The sequence below is a fragment of the Streptomyces sp. NPDC088733 genome (assembly GCF_044751185.1).
In the GTDB taxonomy this organism is placed as follows: Bacteria; Actinomycetota; Actinomycetes; order Streptomycetales; family Streptomycetaceae; genus Actinacidiphila.
In genome coordinates this window covers 1-19,240 of the sequence record NZ_JBIVLH010000041.1, presented here as the reverse complement: position 1 = coordinate 19,240, position 19,240 = coordinate 1, and the positions used below count along the sequence as shown (strand labels likewise).

At 67.2% G+C, this 19,240-nt stretch carries 18 protein-coding genes; 6 read left to right on the top strand and 12 right to left on the bottom strand.

The window, feature by feature from the left end; all coding sequences use genetic code 11:
* The first annotated feature begins 117 nt into the window (after window positions 1–117).
* Window positions 118–681, top strand: coding sequence for an HNH endonuclease (locus tag ACIP64_RS39645; RefSeq protein ID WP_401597211.1), 564 nt, complete (start codon window positions 118–120; stop codon window positions 679–681).
* Window positions 682–1,110: 429 nt separating this feature from the next.
* Here the strand turns inward: ACIP64_RS39645 and ACIP64_RS39640 are convergent, their stop codons facing one another.
* Together ACIP64_RS39640 and ACIP64_RS39635 are read right to left on the bottom strand one after the other, a co-directional pair.
* On the bottom strand, window positions 1,111–1,383 hold the full coding sequence (locus tag ACIP64_RS39640; protein ID WP_401597208.1) for a hypothetical protein: 273 nt from the start codon (window positions 1,381–1,383) through the stop codon (window positions 1,111–1,113).
* Between the two features lie 364 nt (window positions 1,384–1,747).
* Complete coding sequence (locus ACIP64_RS39635; RefSeq protein WP_401597206.1) at window positions 1,748–3,487, bottom strand: AIPR family protein; 1,740 nt, start codon at window positions 3,485–3,487, stop codon at window positions 1,748–1,750.
* A 1,082-nt stretch (window positions 3,488–4,569) separates the two neighbouring features.
* Between ACIP64_RS39635 and ACIP64_RS39630 the strand changes: the two genes are divergently transcribed.
* The gene (locus ACIP64_RS39630) at window positions 4,570–4,836 is read left to right on the top strand and encodes a helix-turn-helix transcriptional regulator (RefSeq protein WP_401597203.1); all 267 of its coding nucleotides are present in this window, start codon (window positions 4,570–4,572) and stop codon (window positions 4,834–4,836) included.
* A 619-nt stretch (window positions 4,837–5,455) separates the two neighbouring features.
* The gene (locus ACIP64_RS39625) at window positions 5,456–6,928 is read left to right on the top strand and encodes a UvrD-helicase domain-containing protein (protein ID WP_401597200.1); all 1,473 of its coding nucleotides are present in this window, start codon (window positions 5,456–5,458) and stop codon (window positions 6,926–6,928) included.
* 600 nt (window positions 6,929–7,528) lie between these two features.
* Here the strand turns inward: ACIP64_RS39625 and ACIP64_RS39620 are convergent.
* From ACIP64_RS39620 to ACIP64_RS39600, 5 genes are all read right to left on the bottom strand, one after another.
* Window positions 7,529–7,708: a hypothetical protein gene (locus ACIP64_RS39620; RefSeq protein WP_401597197.1), complete on the bottom strand. Its 180-nt coding sequence runs from the start codon at window positions 7,706–7,708 to the stop codon at window positions 7,529–7,531.
* A 205-nt stretch (window positions 7,709–7,913) separates the two neighbouring features.
* Window positions 7,914–8,198, bottom strand: coding sequence for a DUF6233 domain-containing protein (locus ACIP64_RS39615; protein ID WP_401597194.1), 285 nt, complete (start codon window positions 8,196–8,198; stop codon window positions 7,914–7,916).
* Window positions 8,199–8,432: 234 nt separating this feature from the next.
* Window positions 8,433–9,521, bottom strand: coding sequence for a hypothetical protein (locus ACIP64_RS39610; RefSeq protein ID WP_401597191.1), 1,089 nt, complete (start codon window positions 9,519–9,521; stop codon window positions 8,433–8,435).
* The gene (locus tag ACIP64_RS39605; protein ID WP_401597188.1) at window positions 9,518–10,081 is read right to left on the bottom strand and encodes an RNA polymerase sigma factor; all 564 of its coding nucleotides are present in this window, start codon (window positions 10,079–10,081) and stop codon (window positions 9,518–9,520) included. Before ACIP64_RS39605 ends, ACIP64_RS39610 begins: the two co-directional genes overlap by 4 nt.
* An 880-nt stretch (window positions 10,082–10,961) precedes the next feature.
* Window positions 10,962–11,150 carry a hypothetical protein gene (locus ACIP64_RS39600; protein ID WP_401597185.1) on the bottom strand — a complete coding sequence of 63 codons (189 nt, stop codon included), beginning with the start codon at window positions 11,148–11,150 and terminating at the stop codon, window positions 10,962–10,964.
* 683 nt (window positions 11,151–11,833) lie between these two features.
* Between ACIP64_RS39600 and ACIP64_RS39595 the strand changes: the two genes are divergently transcribed.
* Window positions 11,834–12,829, top strand: coding sequence for a hypothetical protein (locus ACIP64_RS39595; protein ID WP_401597182.1), 996 nt, complete (start codon window positions 11,834–11,836; stop codon window positions 12,827–12,829).
* Window positions 12,830–13,107: 278 nt separating this feature from the next.
* Window positions 13,108–13,368 (top strand): hypothetical protein, encoded by a 261-nt coding sequence (locus ACIP64_RS39590; protein ID WP_401597179.1) that lies wholly within the window; start codon window positions 13,108–13,110, stop codon window positions 13,366–13,368.
* Between the two features lie 64 nt (window positions 13,369–13,432).
* Here the strand turns inward: ACIP64_RS39590 and ACIP64_RS39585 are convergent, their stop codons facing one another.
* Together ACIP64_RS39585 and ACIP64_RS39580 are read right to left on the bottom strand one after the other, a co-directional pair.
* Window positions 13,433–13,573 carry a hypothetical protein gene (locus ACIP64_RS39585; protein WP_401597176.1) on the bottom strand — a complete coding sequence of 47 codons (141 nt, stop codon included), beginning with the start codon at window positions 13,571–13,573 and terminating at the stop codon, window positions 13,433–13,435.
* A 57-nt stretch (window positions 13,574–13,630) separates the two neighbouring features.
* Window positions 13,631–14,380 (bottom strand): hypothetical protein, encoded by a 750-nt coding sequence (locus ACIP64_RS39580; RefSeq protein WP_401597173.1) that lies wholly within the window; start codon window positions 14,378–14,380, stop codon window positions 13,631–13,633.
* Between the two features lie 169 nt (window positions 14,381–14,549).
* Here ACIP64_RS39580 and ACIP64_RS39575 point away from each other — a divergent pair, with 169 nt between their 5' ends.
* Window positions 14,550–15,218, top strand: coding sequence for a DUF4145 domain-containing protein (locus ACIP64_RS39575; RefSeq protein ID WP_401597170.1), 669 nt, complete (start codon window positions 14,550–14,552; stop codon window positions 15,216–15,218).
* Window positions 15,219–15,422: 204 nt separating this feature from the next.
* Here ACIP64_RS39575 and ACIP64_RS39570 read toward each other — a convergent pair whose 3' ends face one another.
* The 3 genes from ACIP64_RS39570 to ACIP64_RS39560 form a co-directional block, all read right to left on the bottom strand.
* Window positions 15,423–15,551 carry a hypothetical protein gene (locus ACIP64_RS39570; protein WP_401597167.1) on the bottom strand — a complete coding sequence of 43 codons (129 nt, stop codon included), beginning with the start codon at window positions 15,549–15,551 and terminating at the stop codon, window positions 15,423–15,425.
* Between the two features lie 200 nt (window positions 15,552–15,751).
* Window positions 15,752–16,282 (bottom strand): SMI1/KNR4 family protein, encoded by a 531-nt coding sequence (locus ACIP64_RS39565; RefSeq protein ID WP_401597164.1) that lies wholly within the window; start codon window positions 16,280–16,282, stop codon window positions 15,752–15,754.
* 54 nt (window positions 16,283–16,336) lie between these two features.
* Window positions 16,337–18,796, bottom strand: coding sequence for a Helicase associated domain protein (locus tag ACIP64_RS39560; RefSeq protein ID WP_401597161.1), 2,460 nt, complete (start codon window positions 18,794–18,796; stop codon window positions 16,337–16,339).
* Between the last annotated feature and the right edge of the window lie 444 nt (window positions 18,797–19,240).

Genomic DNA, 19,240 nt, shown 5'->3' with positions numbered 1-19,240 from the left:
GCTCCTCGGTGCGGCACCGCTCATTGGACTGGCTATCAAGTTTGCGGTGGCTCTCCAAGAGTCGGTGAGTAGTTGTCAGTGGTGCTCGCTACCTTCTTCGGGAGCCAGGGAGGGCAGTTGGGGCGCAAGAAGCAGGACATGTGGGTCCGATTGATGGTGTTGTTCGCCAATATGGGGCGCTGTGTCTACTGCGACTGTGCCGAGTCGCAGGTGATTGATCACGTTGTCCCAGTGAAGGACGGTGGGTCGGAGCACTGGCACAACCTGGTCCCGGCCTGCGAGGCGTGCAACCTAGGCAAGAGCGGCAAGGGACTGTTCGAGTGGGTTACGCAGCTGACATACCAGCGGTACGGCGCGGAGGCCAGCACCTGGCCGCACGGCCCCAAAGGGCTTTGGTGGATGCGCGCCAAGCTCGAATATGCCTTCGATGAGGCTGTAGCCCGCATCGAAGGCGTCAAGTCGGAGCTTGACGACAAGGCGCGCAGCGATTGGTTCTTTGACCGGTACTGGAAGCTCACGAAGAACGATCCGGTGTATCTGTGGCGTGGCTGGGTGGCCGCGTCAGTGACAAAAGCCCGCGAGAACGGCTGGCCCAAGCCACCCCCGCCTCCGCGCATGCGGATCGTTCGAGACCGCCTTGGGCAGCTGTTCGAGCCAATTCCTGAGGACGATACAGCCTGAGGCTGGCTAACGCCGAGGTCCGTGGAGCGACCCTGGTGGCGCGAGAGCGCAAGATTGATGCCTTGGCTGCAAACGGCAAACTGGGTGGGCCGCCGACGCTACGACAGCCCACCCAGGTGGTTCAGCTTGACCTTTGTTGGCCTCCACTATTGAGCATCTGCAGGGCGTCCTGGGTGCGCAGAAGCCTTGAGACGTGTGACGGGTACCAGTAGCTCCCACCTCCTGGAGTGGGCTCACCGCGTCTGTTCAGTTCAGTGGCAATGTCGATCAACTTCAAACCGTTATGCCGGAGTGCCACTGCCAGGGCCAGCACGTGGTCAGGGCACGCCCGTGGCCTTCCAAGCCGCACTCCAGAAGCACGTTTGACAGCCAGGGCTTCGATCGTACGTGCGGAAATGAGGTTTCGTCGTTCGTGAGATGAACGGCTGCTCATACGCAGCCGCCCTCGGTCCGTTCCACGCCTGCTTCGGGAGGGCCGGCTGGCGTGCCGGTCTCCGAGGCGGCGGGTGGAAACTGCCGCAAACGAGGGATGAGGACCGCCCATTCCCGCGGGCTAAATGCGCGAGCGATGGCGGGTGTGGCTTTGAGCCCTTCAACGCCGTACCACTTGGCGATGACGAGGTTGAACAGCAACCAGGTGATCCACGCCGTGAGAACGAGGAGCACCGGTGCCACAAGGACAAGCGTCCAGTGAGTGTCCATGATGGGGTGCTCCAGAGAGTCGACTGTAAATGCATCAGTGATCCCTGAAGCCGCAACGCATGGCCGGCTTGCCATGCTGCGTCCACCGGTGGTGCTCTTTTACCTGCGGGTGGTGTCCTCCCGCAGAACGGACCGCGCGCTAGCGGGCCGTCTGGGCTCGCATACCCAAGCAGTCGACTTCCATGACGCCATGGTGGCACGCGTGATGACCGTTCCCGCTAATCGGTGCCGCTCTCCGCACATCGGGGTACAGCGCCTCGGAGAGCAAGCTCATTCACCTGGTCTGTCTCAGCCCTGGCGGGTGGCGGCGATCCGTCAATCGTCGCCTGCGTGGGGTGGACAGAGCCTTCCAATGCCGGGCGGACTAGCGTTCGATGTGGAAGCGGCCTTGAGAGATGACGGCCTGGCGGAGCTTGGTGGTGAAGTCCGGCGTGCGGGCGATGCGGTCCACTCCGCCGGCTTTGCTCTGGCGCAGGGCGGTTTTGAAGTTCTGCTCGAGGACTCCTGTCATGCGGGTCATCAGGTCGTCGTTGAGGTGCTCGAGGTCGATATGGAGCAGGTCCCGCGGGGCGGGCTGGCGTAGCCGCGTGAGGGCGTAAGCGGACATGGCGGCTACGGGGTAGAGCCAGTTCTCCAGGGTTTCCCCGAGCAAGGGGTGGTCCTCGGCGTACTGGGTGAGGAAGGCGCGCAGGCGGGCGTGCACGTCCAGACACAACCGGTAGATGTCCAGGTCCTGCTTGGAGGTGAAGATCTGGCTGTAGTACTGGTCGTCCAGAAGCAGCGCTTCTGAGTGCCGGAGCGCGGTGTGCGGCTCACGCAGGACGAACGCGGTGAACTCGCGTGCCAGGCGCGTCATGCTGACGACCCGGTCGAGGGGGAAGCCGAGGTTGCGGTAGTAGCTGGCCCGGCGCTCGTAGTAGTAGCCACCGGAGTGGGTGAGGCTCTCTTCGATGTCCTTCTGGATGGGCTCTGTCGCCCGCAGTGCGCCTGCCGGCAGTTGTGTCTGGCTGTTAGTGGCGCGGATGATCCTGTCGCGGGCGGTCCCTGACTCCGGTGCCACGACGATCTTGACCAGGAGAGACCTGTCGCGGTGCTGTCCGCCGTCTTGGAAGTAGGCGTAGACCTCGTGACTGGTCTGGAGGCCGTTGACGATCTGCGGATCCTTCACGACGATCTTCTTGCCGGCTATCTGGGCCGCATCGGCCACCACGGTGACGCCGTTGTTGAACCACCAGAAGTCCTCGCCGGTACCCGACTTGAGGGTCTCACCGATGGCATTGTTCACAGCGGTGGATCCCGCGTAGTCCCGCACGTTCGACTCGAACAGCTCCAACCGCAGCGCCTCGTTGTCGGAGGTGATGAACCGGTAATACTCGTCCAGCCGTGCCAGGCAGACGTACCCCTCACCCAGCGAGGTGCTCATCGGGGTCTCGGAGAACACCAGCTGCGCCACGGCCTTGGCGCCGCGGGCGGTGCGTTCACGCAGGTCCGCGGCATTGAGGTACTCGATGGTCGCGGTGGCATCGGAGGTGATCTTCGCCAGCTCCCGCCGTAGCCGGTCGCCCTTGGACTTCACGTTCGGGTGGGGACTGTCGGCGGCCTTACTGGCGTAGATCACCTTGATCCGCACCTGGGGGAATGAAGAGGCCAGCTCCTCGAGGATGTGCAGGAAGCGCCGGGTGCGGTCCAGAAGCTTGGCATTCGTGTGCGGCGCCAGAGCCTCTTCGTCACGGCTCATATCGAGTAGCTCAGGCAGATGGAAGTGCAGCTTCTCGATCACCGTCTCCTGATAGCCCGTCGAGCTCTTGGACTGAAGGATGACCAGCTCGATAGTGCCGGCGCGCGAGGGCAGATATCGGTGCGCGTCAGCGGTGACGTACCGGCCGTCCACGAAGGTCCAGATGCCGTCGATGCCGCAGTCGTGTGCCCCGTCGACGATGCCGTCCATGATCTCGTCGTTGTCGAGATCCCAGTCCTGCAGCGCTTTGTCGGCGGAAAAGAAGGTGAAGAAGTCCTCCCGACCCTTCTCCGGCGCCAGGCGCCGGTGCTGGTCATCCAGGATGCGGTCGAGCAGCCGCTGGTCGTTGTTCTGCACGGACGTCATGCAACCCCCCACTGATCAGCAAACCCCAAAAAATGCTGACAGGAGATGGCTTGAGTGAACACCCCCATGCACGTGGGTAAGCGACACGCGAACCGATTGCAGGCGACTACCGTCCGCGTTCCGGGCCTTGGCCGTGCAGCGTCACCCGATCGTGCAGCGGACCCTTCTAGGGGCGGGCGGCTGCAGCAGGCCACGCCGTGGTCAGGGCGGTGTGGGCTTGAGACGTGGTCGCGATCCGCGACCAGTACGTCGCTTCGTAGCGGACAGCACGTTCGTCGTATCGCGTAGCAAAGGCCCGGTGCCGCTTCAGCCGGTTGACGCCGCATTCGACGGCGTGCCCGGCGTTGTGGACCTGCGGGGGTCGATTCGGTGGACGTCCGCCGCCGGGGGCGGGTGTGTGCCGCCGTCACCCGTACAGCGCGCCATCGGTCCACCAGGGTGCTTCCTCGGCCGCAAGTTCCGGATCGACCACGTGCAACGGATCGTCACTCCTGGCAAGAGCTCTGCTATTCAGCAGCGCCGTATCGCTCGCCCCTCCCTGGGGTTCGCGAACGGCTGCGGCGTGCCGTGTGGCGGCCGCACAGGCATGGCACGCATCGGTAAGACGCCAGATGCGGCGGCAGGTGCTGCGCGTCAGCAGGAGCGAGATCGGCCCGTCGCAGCCGCGGTGGCGCTGATGCCACTGGCAGCCGTGCTCACCGCACCGGCACGTCCGTAGGTGGCCGGGGAGTGGTTCGGAGCGTGCGTGCTGTGCCAGATGCCTGACGACCGCTGCCTGCGTCGCGACTGCCCCAGTAGACGCCGGGATACGGCCGCAGTGCAGGCAGATGAGGTCTGTCTCGCCAAGGATGGGACGGACCTCGAGTGTCCAGGTGCGCCGCACCGGGCGGGGGAGTGCGCCGTGCCCCATCGAGAGCTGTCCTCCCTGCTGAATGACGGGTGGTCCGGCCGGCGCCCTGAGTGGGAGGGCCGGTGGCGGCACCGTAGTGCAGACCCCTGCCCTGCCGCTCGGTGGCCCGTCTGGGCAAATAGGGCAGAGGTCTGCACTGACAGGGCAGGGTTCTGCACCGTCGGATAGAGCGGTGACGATCATTCCGCCGCCCGACCCGAACCTCGACGCGCTCCGCCAGGAGTTGTCGCGGCTGCGGGCCGAGCGTGGCTGGACCTACGACGAACTCGCCGCCAGAACCGGCCTGTCACGCCGCACGCTGATCGAGATCGAGCAGGGCCGCACCATCGGCACCCTCGCCACCTGGTACGCCCTCGCCCACGCGCTGGGCGCCCCGCTGGACCAGCTCTTCGGCACCCTCTGCGTCGGCCATCAACCCCCGGCGCCCCCGGCCTCCTGACCTGCGCCGAAGCACCGATCGCCAGCCTTGGGCGGCTGGGGGAGCGTCACCCGATCCGGCACCTTGCCGCGAACGGTTACTCGAAAACGGGAACGCCAGTACGGCACGTGAGGCCGGCTGGGCGATGGGACCGGCCCCGATACCGCTGATACGGCGTGTTGGCCGTCATCGTCTGCGGTCATGCGCTCCACCACCAACGTCTCCGCCGACAACAGCCGTGCCGGTGACACCGGCTGCGCCGGCTCAAAAGGCGCCTCTGAAGCCCCGTCACCGCAGATAGGTCGCCGGACGGCGAGCGAACTGGCCGGGCAGCCTAGCCCTGACCCCACCCGCATCCCCGCTCAGTCTGGGAGAGGGACTTTCGCCATCGTCCTCGCCGCCTGCCCCAGGTGCGAGGTCTGGGTGACGTCTGGTCGCCGATCTTGCTCGTACCGCAACTCCGCCCAGCCGGCCCTGGTGTACTGCGCAGCGATTGTCGGCGACCGCCGGCAGCGGGCCGACGTTCCCCGCCGAGGGTGCGGCGCCAGCGCAGATGCGCGGCTTTGTGATCGATGAAGACGAGACCTGACCCGACCTCTGGGCGCACTCGCGCCCTGTTCAGCTCGACGGAGTACTTTTGATGCTGCAGCCCACTCACGAACAGGCCGTGGCGGCCGATGCTTTCGCCAGCGGGGATCATCTGGTGATTCAAGCCGGAGCCGGCACCGGGAAGACCATCACGCTGACTCAGCTCGCCGCCAGCACCTCGCGTCGTGGCCTGTATGTCGCGTTCAACCGGTCGATCGCGCAGGACGCGGCGACGCGCTTCCCGGCCTTGGTGCTGTGCAAGACCGCGCACTCCCTGGCCTATGCGGCTGTCGGTTACCGGTATCGGGCCCGGTTGAACGGGCCGCGGGTGCCTGGCCGGCAGACCGCTCAGGCGCTCGGGATCACCAAACCGATCAAGGTCGGGAACCGGGTCGTGCTGCCTCCGGCGCTGACGTCGACGGTCCAGCGCACCGTGACCCGGTTCTGTCATTCCGCGGACCAGACGATCGGACTTCAGCATGTGGCGCGGCTGCGCGGCATCGACACCGAGGACCTGCACGCCGAATTCGCCCGCCGTGTCCTGCCGTACGCCCGCGCTGCCTGGGCGGACCTGCAACATCCCGACGCCGGGGCGGTGCGTTTCGAGCACGACCACTATCTGAAGATGTGGGCGCTGTCCGACCCGAAACTCAAGGCCGACTTCGTTCTCCTGGACGAGGCCCAGGACACCAATCCGGTCCTGGAACAGGTCCTGCTCAACCAGCGCGGCCACGCCCAGCTGGTGATGGTCGGGGATTCCGCGCAGGCCATCTACGGCTGGCGCGGCGCCAGGGACGTCATGACCGGCTTCGACGGCGCCGCCCTGTCGTTGACCCGGTCCTTCCGGTTCGGTCCCGTGCTGGCTCTGGAGGCCAACCGGTGGCTGGCGCTCGCCGGCGCCCCGATCCGACTGGAGGGCACCGAGACGATCCCCACCGAGATCGACACCGTCACCAGGCCGGACGCGGTCCTGTGCCGGAGCAACATCGGCGCCATGGCCGAGGTTTTTCGCCTTCTCGGCCTCGGCCGCCGGGTCGCCCTGGCCGGGGGAGGGGACAGCCTGCGCACCCTGGCCTACGCGGCGCGGGACCTGCAGGACGGCCGCCGCACTTCTCACCCGGAACTGGTGCTGTTCACCACGTGGGGCGAAGTCCAGGACTACGCGGCGCAGGATCCCGCCGGCGGCGACCTGCAGCCCTTCGTCGACCTCGTCGACCTGCACGAGGCGGACGCCGTCCTGGCCGCGGTCAACCGCCTCGTCGACGAAAAGAACGCGCAGGTCACGGTGTCCACTGTGCACAAGGCCAAGGGACGTGAATGGCCCCAGGTGAAGATCGCCGAAGACTTCCACCCGCCCAAGGACATCGACAAACACGACGAGCACGGCAACCCCCTGCCCGGGCCGATCGACGACGCCGACGCCCGCCTCGCCTACGTTGCCATTACTCGTGCGCGCTCCCGCCTTGACCTCGGCGGCCTGGAATGGATCAATGACCACCCCGATGGCCATGCTGGGGCAGGCTAGCCACTGGGCAACCACCCAAGTCCTGCTCGGCATGCCCACCTGCCGCTGGGCACCCACATGCGGGCTGGCCGTCGGTCCCGCACCGCCGTGCGGTCCGGGACCAGGGCAGAAAGGTTTCACGACCGTCGAGGTCATGACGTCCCCCGGGTAGGCGAGGCCGCGACGAACTTGAGCGCCCCGGCAACGGACATGGAACAGGTGTCCGCGTCCGGAGCGTGCCCCGCCGGGCACGCAGTCGTACCGTCCGCTTTCCTGCGATACATAAGGATTTACCACTTACGTGACTACGCCGCGTGACTTTCAGGGCAACACGGACGAACTCGGCGAACCGTGACGCCCCGTGGATCCCGGACTGCGGCAGCCCGGGGACCGGTACGGGACAGCGGGCGGCGCAACGGAAGGGGCCTGGATGCTGCTCCGCCTGTGCATCGGCTGGTAGCCGTTCACGAATGCCACGTTCGTGCTCCCCGTCGAGCCGAATCCGCTGTGCGAGGGCAGCCGCCATGCGGCTGGCGCGGGGTGGCCAACCGGACGGCGAGCCCGCAGCCCGCAGCGCACCACTGTGTCTGGCCCCCGGTGGAGACTGCGTCGTGACGCCTTTCACCGTGAGGCCGCGCAGTCCTCGAGCTCCGCTGCGAGTTCGGGATCCGGCTTGGGGATGGTGCCGAAGTCCGCGTTGCGGTGCGCTTCCAGGCGCTGCACGGCCTTGGTGATCGAGTTCGACAGCGGCAGGGACGAGGCGGGCCGGCACGCACGATGAACGACATCGACCGTGACCACGGTGGGCACCGTCGCTGTCCGGGACGGCGGCGGCCCCCACAGCCAATGTGTCAGGGCCCGATCGGTTGTCGCCTGCGACCACCTTCAGCCACGGCGAACCGTCCATTCGCCCGTGCACGTTCCCCGCAACGACGCCCCAGCCCGGCTCCTCCGCGATGACCATCGCCTGCCCGTGACGGCCGCACCGGCCTCGCAGTCAGTGGCGCTAGAGCAGTACGCGGTCGGGCCGGCAGACGGGACACGGGATCGCACCGCGCTGGCAGAGGGCCGCCTGTGCCTGTCCGTCGTCAACGGGTCGATGATCTCCGTTACCCGCTCGACAGTCGCCGCGGTGCACGAGATACCGGTCCGCCTCGGAGACATCGACACGGTGCTCTATGGACCAGGACAAACGCGCGCTCGCCCAGTCGCTGGGAACTGTGGAGTAGTCCTGGCCGGCTACGGGGGAGCAGTCCGGGGCCGGTGCCCAAAACCGTACGGGGGAAGGCATGACCCGTCCAGCTCCTGGCGGCGGCCGCGCACGACCGCGTAGATGCTCTGCCCGTCAGGCAGCGCCACGCGCGTCACGGGGCCGTCCGTGACAGGCAGCTTTCCACCCTCAAGCATTGTTCGATGTTAGTTCGAAACCGTGGCGAAGCTCAGCCGGGCGACCCGTGCCCAGGCCTCATGGCCGAGCTCCGCTCACGCTCTGGCCCCTACTGAGACCTTTGCTGCTTCGTCACGCTTACTTCCTCCCCCTAGGAGTCTGCGATGGTGCCGCGGGAGCCTCCGTCCGCTTGCCCAACGCTTCGAGCACTTCCCGAGGGCTGCCTAGGCTGAAGACGATCACACAGCCGTCCGCTCGAGCCTCCCGCCAGATTGCACCGTCCTCCCCGGAATGCGACTGCATCCGCGCTGGAAGCGGTTCGAGGTCGAACGTGTAGATGAAGCTGCCGGCCCTGGAGTCCAGGGACCGCTTGAGGTCCTCGGTGTCCGGGCTGTGGTGCTTGCACCGGAGGAGTTCCAAAGGCATCGCAGGCAACGAGGAGATTTCCCTGGGCGAGCAGGCTTCTCTAGGCAGATTCGTGTAGGGGGAGGAAAGCCAATCAAGCCGATCGCGCCGGACCGTATGCATGTAGAGGGAGAACGTCTTCCCTCCGCTGTGCATGAGGTCGACGCGGCCCGTACCGGAGCTGTCCTCGGGCTTCGCAGTGCTGACTGCGTCTGCTCCCTTGCGGGCCTGGACCAGGATCGTGTCGGCTTCCCGATGTGCCTCGGTGAGGATCGTGTCTGCCTCCCGGCGGCTGGTGGTGATGACCTCGGCGGCTTCCTCGCGGGCCCGGGACACGATGGCCTCAGCTTCCTGGCGGGCCGCCGCCCGGATTTGGCGCGTGCGCGCCGCGGCGGTGACCCCCGCCAGGACATCAGGCTCTGCCGGCTGGCTGTGCTGCGCCGAGTCACCACAAGCCGGGGTGGGGAAGGCGATCAATGTCTGTGACGGGACAACCTTGTGGGAGCTGATGTCCACGGCTCGGCGCCGGAAGTCGCCGGCGCGGGCATCGGCTGCGGCGAGTACGTCCTGGGCGCCGGGCACCTGGTAGCGGGCGGCGGTGCGCAGCCAGCGTTGTGCGGCGGGCAGGTCATTGCGGTCCAGGAGCTCCAGACCCAGCAGATAGGCATCGTGGCCGAGGAGAGCGTGCTCGGCACGCTGCCTTACAGCGTCGGTTTCCTGCTCGGTGAGGCTGTCCAGGTCGTCCATGATGGCGGCGAAGCCTGCCGTCAGTTCGTCCTCGGTGACTTCGAGGCGCTCGTTCCGGTCGTTGTCGTAGGTCACTTGCGCACCTCCTGTGACATGGCCTCGGGTCGGTAGGACTGCAAGGCAGGCAACCCGCGCAGAGTCGCCATTGCGGTTTTGAGGAGCTTCTTCACGGTGTTTTCGCTAATGCCCATCTCGACGGCTGTGGTCGGCACCGTCAGGTCCTCGGTATAGCGGTGGAACAGAGCCTGTCGCTGCCTCCTCGGCAACGTGGCCAGTGCCTTCTCCACGTCGAGTTGTGACAGGGCTGCATTGAGGGCCAGTTCAGGCTGGACCGCCTCGGCCAGCATGCGCAGGGCTGCCAGGTCCCCGTCTTCGGTGGCCGTCTCATGTCTGCCGGGACGTGATCGCCAGAATTCTGGAATGTAGTTTCTGGCGATCCCGTACAGCGCCTGTCCTGGTTCTTCGTAGTCCGCAAGGACCGCGTCGAAGATTGCGAAGAAGCGCCGCCAGATCTCCTGGCACACGTCCTCCGCATTCAGCCGACCGTCGACTCTCTTCGCCACGTACGCCAATAGGCGAGGATGCCGCACACGGTAGAAATCCTCCATGGCCTTGCGACGTTCAGCACTGGTCATCCGACCGCCTGGATCACCATCCGCTGAGTGGCTCACCGGCGCCGCCCGTTGACCGACTGCGAGCCTTCGGCGCCTTCCAGACCAGGACCGGTAGCAGTACCCAGGTCCAAGGACCACTCGCTGCCCCCAGCGCGTTGCCGAGCTCGAACCGCCCGACCGTCCCCGGCTAGCGCACCGGCGACTTCCGCCATTGCCCGCCGCTGCTCCCGGGCCAGCCGTACCCGGCACCGCATCGCCGCGACGACGAGGCCCGCCAGACCCGTGACGACGGCCGCGATCGCGGGATCTTGCAATTGGAGCACCTTGGACCACCTGTTCTTCACCGTGCTGAAATCGTGTCACCTCCTACATCGGGCGCACCTCCCGAAACCGGGTACCCTCCCGTCAAAAATCGCTCCAGACACCACCGCTAGCGGGGTCCGGATCGCGGTGTCGCGCTGCACCACTGAGATCGGCCCTGATGCGGCCCTGCGGGCAGCCCCGGACCCGCCGACCCGCCGACTCGGCGCTCTGCGCCCCGCCGGAGCGGCGTGCTGATGGCAGGGGCGCCGGACTCCATACGGCGATCCGAATCCAACTCGCCGCCAAGAGCGGGCGGCCAGCAGACCTCGCAGGTGCCGCGGAGACGGGATGTGCCCGCCGTCCTCGGCATGGATGGCGCAGCGCGCGATGCCCTGCTCCTCCACGGCGGAATGAAGCGTCACGGGGATCGTGACGAGTCCGGACGTGATGGCCAAGCACGCAACGGTCTGGGGTAAGACCTCATCGCACCCGGCAGTGCGATGCCCCGTATTACGTGCAGGCCAATTGGGACGACAGCCCGAGGGCCCCGCACCGGCGTGATGCGGGGCCCTCGCGGCAGTGAGTGCCTGTCGGAGCATCAGCGATAGTGCTGCCACCAGGCGATCAGCACGATGGCCGAGTATTCGCCCAGCTGGTAGGCGGCGCCTTTCACCGTCTCCAACGTGATGGCGGCGCGGTGCCGGCGTATGGCGGAGCGGATGGCATGGCCCGCTGTGGTGATGCGCTTGCGGGATCGCTGCGCCGTCCGCCTACACTGTTGGTGCATTCAGGCTCCGTTCTGTCGTGAGGATCGTTCGGGGTCGCACTTTGGGAGTCCTTCGACCGTGGCCTAGGAACCGTGTGGTCGGGAGTGGCTCCCTTTGTGCTGCGGAACAGAGTACCGAGGGGGTCCGCTAACCACGGACCGGACGGCGGTCGGTGAGGGGCTTTCAGGTTCATGCGGTCACCCGGTGGGGGGATATAAAGGCCCGCTGGGATCCGCGTTCACATCCTCCGAACTGGGGCTTTGGCGGCGCCTCGAAGTAGCGTGTGGCCGCCATCACATCTGTGACACCGGAACGCGAAAACGGACTTTTCGGCTTCCTCCGAGTCACCCAACCGTTGTCGATTTCGGTCCGGATGTCTTTGCTGCAGGCGTTGGCCAGCCCAATCGTCCACCCCAGTCGAGCAATATGACCTCGCCAGTGTTGTCCACCTACCCCTCGACGTTTCCGACGTTGGCGGTCTTGGCTCTGTTGGTTGGTTTCGAGAACGTCTGTTGCTCAGTGGCAGGAACGCTCTCCTCATCCGGGAAGTGATGTTGCCGAGATTCGGGAACGCCTACGTTGTGTCAGAACCGTGGTTGTGCTCGGTCCGGGGCGCGTTGATCTGGCCGGACATGGTGTCCTCGTGGGAGGGATCGCGGTAACCCGTTCGCGTGGCATGCTCCCGGCCGCGTACGTTCCGCCTATGACCAGGACAACGCCGGCCAGGCCGGTTGCCGTGGAGGCCGTGTTCCCGGAGCTGGCGGCATACCGAGGGCGGACGACCCGCCTGCACCCGCGGCCGGGGCAGCCCGGGCGGCACGACAGCCATGTCGGAGGGCCGTTGCTGTGGCCCAGCGACGAGCCGTGGCCGGTCTGCCGCGAGCCGCACGAGCCCGAGAGTGAGGGGTACGCACCGGAGGACATCCGCGTCGCCCGGGCCGCGGGCGTGTGGCCCCGGAGTCGCCCGTGGCCCGGCGCCGGCAGCCCGGGGGAGGACGGGCCGACGCCCTTCGTGGGGCTCGCCCAGTTCTTCGGCCGGGATGTCCCAGGCCTTGCCGCCGGTCCCGGCGGCGCTGACCTGGTGCAGCTCTTCCGTTGCCCGCGCACCCACGGCCCGTACCTGGAGCGCCGATACCTCCTGCGGTGGAGGCTGGCCGCGCAGACGGAGCAAGCGGACCGCTTCCTTGCCGCCGCGTCCGAAGTGCCGCTGCTCCGGTGGGAGCACGAACTTCCCGAACCCTGCGTCGTGCACCCCGAGGTGGTGGACACCTATCCGTGGGCGGAGGACGACACGCTGCCCGCGGCTCTGATCGCCTGCATCGATGCCTGGGACGACGCCCAGGCAGCGGAAGGCGGCCGCAACGCCCCGAATTACCAGGGCGCTCTCTCGATCCCGCCCGGCTGGCGGGTCGGCGGCTTTCCCAACTGGGCGTCGACGGGCCCGATGGACATCACTTGCGCGTCCTGTGGCGCCCCGATGCGGCTCCTGCTGACGGCCGGGGGCGACGAGATGGACCCTGACTCGCACAGCTGGATGCCGCCGGAAGACCGCGATCCGTCCCTGCAGGGGATGGCCTCGATCCGGGGCGGCCGGTCCGTCGCCCAGCCCACCCGGCTCCGCTTCGGCCGTGACCGGGACCTACACGTCTTCACCTGTCCGGACGACCCGGGACACCCGCCCCAATGGGTGCTCTCCTGATCCGTTCCAAAGGCGGCAGATCCGGCCGGCACGCACCGCTGCGAGCCGTCGGCTCCGTTCCTGGATCTCGCCGACATTTCCCACGACAACCAGCCGCGACCGTTCCCCGAATCCAGCTGCAACCGTTCCTGCAAGTCGCCTACGTAGCCAGCGGTCTGGACGACGATGCCAGGTCGCCTGCGGTGTCCGCGCCTGCCGGTAGCGTGGGGATACTTCGGACTGCCGTGGGCCGCAGAGACCCGTACCCGCTGGGTGGTCCCTGTGTGCAGGAGGTTCCGATGGCCCGTTTCGAGATCGATCAGAACGCTGTGGATGCCGCCATCAATGCGGGCATGCAGAAGTTCACGTCCAACCTGACCAGCGCGCTCGGAGCCCTGTCCGAGCAGTACCAGGGCAGGCCGCTGGAAGAGATCAAGCCGGAGATCCAACGCGTCTGGGCACAGCGGACAGGCGGAGGAACCATCATGGACCCGGAGCTGACCCAGTACGCGGAGCAGATCCAGGCGGGCGGCACGGTCACGTTCCGCCCGGAGTCCTGAAGCAGCCTGCAAGACGATGGGGCCCCGCCTTCTCAGGCGGGGCCCCATCACGTTTGTGCACCTTTTACGGTTCGGTGGTCAGGGATTGCATCGACAGATTCACCTCGCGGGTCAGGGGCGGGTAGTCCGCGTCGACCCTCTCGTGCCAGCGGACGTGGCGGATGTCGAGCGAGTCGAAGCAGTCGCGGAGGCCGCTGCCCTCCACTGCGGCACGGTGAACGGGTTGGCCTCGAACTCGCAGGTCTCTACGTCGATCACTGGTTCAGGCCCCCTGTTCGGTGGCTACGGAGTTCTGTATGGCCAGGACATCGGCGATCTCGGCTTCAAGGCGAGGCAGAGCCCTCTCCACCCGCGCTCGCTGGTCGGCGCTGAGATCGTTGCCGGTCAGGGCGTTCTGGAGGTTCGCGACGCCGGCACGGAGGCGTTCCACGTCGGGCAGCAGTTCTGTGGAACGTGTAGTCGGGTCGATTCCGCGGCCGCGGAGCACGGCGTAGATGGTCGTCCGCGACAGGCCGGTGATCTGCCGGATCTCCTGGACGTTCTCCAGCCCGTCCCGCCAGAGTTCTACGGCTACGGACTGGAGGGCGTCGGTGGAGTCCTCCCGCTGGCCGCGCCAGTCCTCGGCCGCCGCGATCAGCTGGTCACGGGTGTCAGGGCGGCCGGCCCATCCGTCTGCGATCTGGAAGACGTCCACGACCGCCTCGGGTCCGATCTGTGCGTACAGGCGGGCGAACAGGTCGGGGAACTTCTCGGTGTCGGTGCCCTCCAGCTCCTGGCGCTCGGCCTGGAGGAGGCGTTCGACGGTCCAGGGGTCGGTCGGTAGGCGCGGCTCCAGGTGAGGTCGCGAGGGGTTCGCGGTCTGCACCGTGATGCTGGCCTCGTACAGGCGCTTACGGGCGACCTCACGGAGTCGCGCGGCGAAGCGCTTGGCGTTGGTCTTGGAGATGAACGGTCCGATGCAGACGTCAGGTTGGCCTGCCGCTTCGATGAGCACGGCGTAGGTGCTGAACAAGGATCCGCCCCCTTTCTGTGTTCATCACTGAACATACCCTGTCCAGCACTGGACAGTTGGGGACTTGAGGCGATTCGCGGTACGCGTGTCGCGAGCGACGCTCAGGATCGTTCCTGACGAAGCGCATAACGTGTGTTAAGTGTCGGTGGGCCTGCGTATCGTCTCCGTCATGGCAAGCACAATCTGCGGCTGGTGCGGCGACCGCACCCACATGACCCTGGTCCACGGACCCGCCCTGGTGCCCTCGCCGGGATACGTGGCCAACAGGCGGTACACGTACACCGCCGCCTTCACGTGTGCGAACGAGAACTGCGAGCGCATCTCGGTTGCTTGGCGCTTCCAAAGCACCGCCTACACCAACCCGAAGGTCGAATTCCTGAGGGACGAACTGTTCTGGCACCCCGCCAAAGTCAGCAGGCCGGAGTACCCCGGGGTTCCCGACCAAATCGCGGGGACCGCGAGTGAGGCTCACGCTTGCCTGTCCATACAGGCATACCGCGGGGCGGTAGCCCTGGCGCGCGCCGTGGTGGAGGCCACCGCCAAGGAGAAGGGCATCACGGGTGGGCCGCTCGTGCAGAAGATCGACAAGTTGTGCGAGCAGGGGCACATCCGCGAGTTCACACGGCAGTTGGCCCACGAGATCCGTGAGGGCGGTAACGAGATCGCGCACGGCGACCTGGGAGATGAGCCGATGCCGCCGGAGGACGCCGAGGCCATCGTGAGCCTGATGGACGAAATCCTCCAGGAGGTCTATCAGGCGCCGGCTAAGATGATGGCCCTTCGGCAGAGCCGGCTGGACCGTGAGCAGCGGAACGCTGAGGCTACCGCTGCTCCTTAGGCTCCTGACGAAGAATCGAACGGATCGAACTACTACAACTACTAGTGATCTACCGTTTCGTGCCAGATTAGTAGTTGGTGGCAGGCCGGGCTGGGCATCCGGATCATCTGACCCCGGATACTCTCCTCATATCCCAGCCGACTGCTGGTCTCGCCAGACCTGCCACTGGCGATCACCTACGAAGAACGCGGTGATCTCAAGTGCTCAGCTCCAGCGCATGCCGAGCACGGTCAGCTCGGCAACCCGCTCGGGGGCGAGGGTGGCTTCTCGGGCGTGTTGGTTGGCGATGAAGATGCCAAGAGCCTGGCCAGTGCCGTCGACGGTCGCGCCCAAGCGGTGCCCGAGGTGTCCACCGGAGCCCTGCCGACAGGGACGGGCAAGCACTGCCAGAGCCGCCCGGCGGTCCGGCTGGCAACCCCCGTGCCCGCCCGGTGGGAGTCTGACGAGGTCCTCGGCCCGGCCCGCCCGCGCGTGGCAGGAGCGGTTACAACGTCGTGACCCGCGATGCCTGCAGGTGGGGATATCGAGACAACTTAGAGGCGTCCCGGTTCACCGGTGGCGATGAACCGTGTCAAGGACTCCTGGAGTTGTTCCAGGAAGTGCTGCAGGTCATTGGCGACCTGGTCGAGTTCGGGTTCGTCCAGCGTTGCTGTCCGAGTACGCCAGATGACCCCTTGGCGGTCGGTGATGTAGTTGCGGCCTCCGCCGTCTGTGCCGATCACCAGCCCGTACGGTTCTGCGTTGTTGCCGATGGGGATGGCTCCGTACGCCGCGAGCATTTCGCGGGTGTCACCGGCCGAGTGGAGGAAGTAGCCGTTGCCGACGTCGCTCCACGCGATCTCGCCGATGCTGTCGTAGAGGGTGATCAGGTCATCCGGTGCCTGTGCATCATGGGCCAGAGCACGCGCAGCGTCTTGGTCGTCCTGGTCGGCTGACCGCACTAGATTGGTCCCCGGGGGATAGCCGTGCCTGCGTTCGAAGCCTTCTGTCATGTGGTTGAGGGCATCGGAGACGGTGCTGGCCCATGACGAGAGCCAGTGCGGCGACAGCGAACGCTCACTCATGGGTCGGATCATGCCACGCCTCTTGGACACCACGGCCCACCCACATTGACCCGTTCAGCTCCAGCGCATGCCGAGTGCGGTGAGTTCTGCGATGCGTTCGGGGGCGAGGCCGGTACGTCGGGCCCGCTGATTGGCGATGAAGACGCCAAGAGCGTGGCCGGTGCCGGCGACGTCCTCGACGTGGGATCGGGGGACGTTGAGGTGGCCCTCACGTTCGGCGTATTGGCGGGCGGCGGTGAGGTTGGCGGCCCAGATCTGTGCCCGGGTGCGTTTCGGCTTTGCAGCCCTCGGGGCCGGTGCCCGCTTCTCTGTTGCGGCGGTGATGCCGAGGACCTCGGTCAGGAGCCATTGCTGGACGGTGGTGAGGGTGTCCCACTGGGTTCGCTGGGCTTGGGCCCAGCTGCCGATGTCCTCGCCTTGGACGATGAGCTGGCCATCCCGATCGGGTAGGGCGCCGCCGGCGGCGTAGTAAATGCGGGCGAGGTGGAAACACCTCTGCCACACCACGGGCCACGCGGGGCACCAGGCGGGGTCGATCTCCTCGAGCGCCTGCCTCCGCTCCCGTTCCAGCCTCGCGGCCTTCCCAGCACCGGCTGTGGTGCTGCGGCGGGCTGCTGCGCGTTGGTTCTTCAGCCATTGCCCGATGGGGTGGCCCTGCCAGGTGGCGTCGGTGGGGGCGAGGAGGTGGCCGTGTTCGGCGGCCCAGCCGCGGGCGGCGGCCAAGCCTTCGGCGAAGGCCACGTCGGCGTGGTTCCAGATCATGCCGAGCTCGTCGAGCTGCTTCACGCGTTCGGTGTCGAGGCGGCCGCGGGTGTGAGCCTGGCGCTGACGGGTGATCCACACACCGAGGGGAAAGCCGTCTGGGGTGCGGTGGCCGTAGGGGACGCGGAGGTCGTGGTAGTCGCCGTGGTAGGCGAGTGCGGCTTGCAGGCCGCGCCGCCAGAACTCGGTTTCCGGCTGCAGTACCCGCAGGCTGATGAACGCTGCCAGCTGCGCGGGGTTCCGGGGTGCGGAGAACGCCAGCAGCCCGCCTGCCGGCGCACTGACACCTCCGACCGCACCCTGCCCTCCACCCGCCGCCCCAGCCGGGGCGGCCGCACGCCGGGACGCTGCCTGAGGGGTGGCCAGCTGCTCGACGGCCTCGGTGTCATGTGCCCGCAGCGCGGTGAGGACTTTGATCAGGCCTTCGTAGGAGCGGGAGGAGAGCATGTCATCGGGCTCCTCGCCCGGGCTGAGGAAGACCGGGACGACCAGGCTGGCCACCTTGCCTTCGCCGGGCTGCATGCGCAGGGCCCGGCCGACGGCCTGGACGATGTCGACCGTGGAGCCGAGGACGTCCGCGAAGACCACCGCATCACAGTTCTTGGTGTCCACGCCCTCGCCCAGCACCCGCACCGAAGCCAGCACGCACCGCTCCATCACCGCACCCTCGGCGGTGGCGCCTGCGGTGAACTCGCCCAGCACCCGGCGCCGGTAAGAGGGCTTGTGCTCCCCGTACAGCCACTGCGCCCAGACCGAGCCTGGCTCCGGGTACGCCTCGGGGTCGCTGTCCCACAGGGCTTTGGCCACGGCCGGCAGGCCGCTGGCGAAGGCCTCGGCTTCGCTTGTGCGGTAGTGAAATGTCAGCATCCGGCGCAGCTTCTGCTCGGCCCCGGTCTTCAGCACGGCGGTCTGCAGCGCGGCCAGGCGGGCCCCTCGGACGGTATCGGTGCGGGCGTCCTGCCCGATCAGCAGCGCCGCCTGGAGCTGCGGGTCGGCGATGTCCACGCACACGACCTGGTACTGCGCGATCAAGCCCCGCTCGACCGCGTCCGACAACGTCAGCCGGTAGACCACGGGCCCGAACACGGCCTCGTCATCCATCGACGCCACCACCCGCCCCGGCCCACCATGCGCACGGCCGGCTTCGCCGGACGAGTCGGCCGGCTCCGCAGCAGCGACCTCCCACAACCGCGGAGTCGCCGTCATATACAGCCGACGAGCTGCCGGCAGCCGCCCGTTGTCATGAACCCCCGCCCACGGCTTGCCCAACGCCCCCGACGTGCGGTGCGCCTCATCGACCACCACCAGATCCCACGCACCCAGCCCCGCCGCATGCGCACGCTCCAGGACCCCGAGCCCCACCGCCGCATACGTGGCGAACAGCGTGACCCGCCCCCCACCATCGAGCCACCGCACCAACTCGACAGGGTCCGTGGTGCACGGCATCCCCAGCGCATCACCCTCAGACAGCGAACACGCCCCGAACAACCGACCGGTGCGCCCGCCTTCCCGCCACACGGTGGCCATCTGAGCGAGCAGATCGAGAGTGGGCACCAGAACCAGCACCCGCTCGGCGCGGAGCTCGTACGCGGCGTGCACCGCGATCAAGCTCTTGCCCGTCCCAGTGGCCGCAACGACCTGAGCGCGCAACCCGCCCTCAGATACCGGCCCTTCCGCAGTCGCCTGCAGTGCACGGACCACCGCATCCACCGCCTCGATCTGGTGGGGATGAAGCCGGTACTGACTGGACATAAGATCCACTCCTCCCGCAGACCCGGGCCCCAACAGAGGCAGTGGGCTCTAGCTGTAGAGTTTATCCCGGACCCTTTGATGCACAGAGACCTCCCGATCACCGAGTGGAGGGCCAGCAGTCCTAACGCTCGGGGGCACCGTTCCCACCATCCCAGCCACGGAAGTCACCGTCCCGGGATTTCGGCAACTTCACCCGCAAGTGCGGGGGGCTGCTGACTGGTCACCAGGCGACTGCCAGTCAGCAGCCCCCCGCCCCGTAGCCAGCCGTGCCCGCGCCAGCGGGCAGCAGGCCCGCAGGCGAAGCCGGAGGGCCCAAGGCAGGGGAGCGAAGCGGACCTGCCGTCCCGTCAATCCGGGCGCGCAGCGCCCCGCATTAACGGGCAACCCCATTGCGGCCGAAGGGCCCGTGTTTCCCGCATCCGCAAACCCTGCCGGCGAAGGCCG

Excerpts from the sequence above, each read along its gene's own strand:
- ACIP64_RS39640 (WP_401597208.1), bottom strand. The coding sequence starts at position 1,383 with ATGGACACTCACTGGACGCTTGTCCTTGTGGCACCGGTGCTCCTCGTT.
- ACIP64_RS39635 (WP_401597206.1), bottom strand. The coding sequence starts at position 3,487 with ATGACGTCCGTGCAGAACAACGACCAGCGGCTGCTCGACCGCATCCTG.
- ACIP64_RS39625 (WP_401597200.1), top strand. The coding sequence starts at position 5,456 with ATGCTGCAGCCCACTCACGAACAGGCCGTGGCGGCCGATGCTTTCGCC.
- ACIP64_RS39615 (WP_401597194.1), bottom strand. The coding sequence starts at position 8,198 with ATGCCTTCCCCCGTACGGTTTTGGGCACCGGCCCCGGACTGCTCCCCC.
- ACIP64_RS39605 (WP_401597188.1), bottom strand. The coding sequence starts at position 10,081 with ATGACCAGTGCTGAACGTCGCAAGGCCATGGAGGATTTCTACCGTGTG.
- ACIP64_RS39600 (WP_401597185.1), bottom strand. The coding sequence starts at position 11,150 with ATGCACCAACAGTGTAGGCGGACGGCGCAGCGATCCCGCAAGCGCATC.
- ACIP64_RS39595 (WP_401597182.1), top strand. The coding sequence starts at position 11,834 with ATGACCAGGACAACGCCGGCCAGGCCGGTTGCCGTGGAGGCCGTGTTC.
- ACIP64_RS39590 (WP_401597179.1), top strand. The coding sequence starts at position 13,108 with ATGGCCCGTTTCGAGATCGATCAGAACGCTGTGGATGCCGCCATCAAT.
- ACIP64_RS39575 (WP_401597170.1), top strand. The coding sequence starts at position 14,550 with ATGGCAAGCACAATCTGCGGCTGGTGCGGCGACCGCACCCACATGACC.
- ACIP64_RS39565 (WP_401597164.1), bottom strand. The coding sequence starts at position 16,282 with ATGAGTGAGCGTTCGCTGTCGCCGCACTGGCTCTCGTCATGGGCCAGC.
- ACIP64_RS39560 (WP_401597161.1), bottom strand. The coding sequence starts at position 18,796 with ATGTCCAGTCAGTACCGGCTTCATCCCCACCAGATCGAGGCGGTGGAT.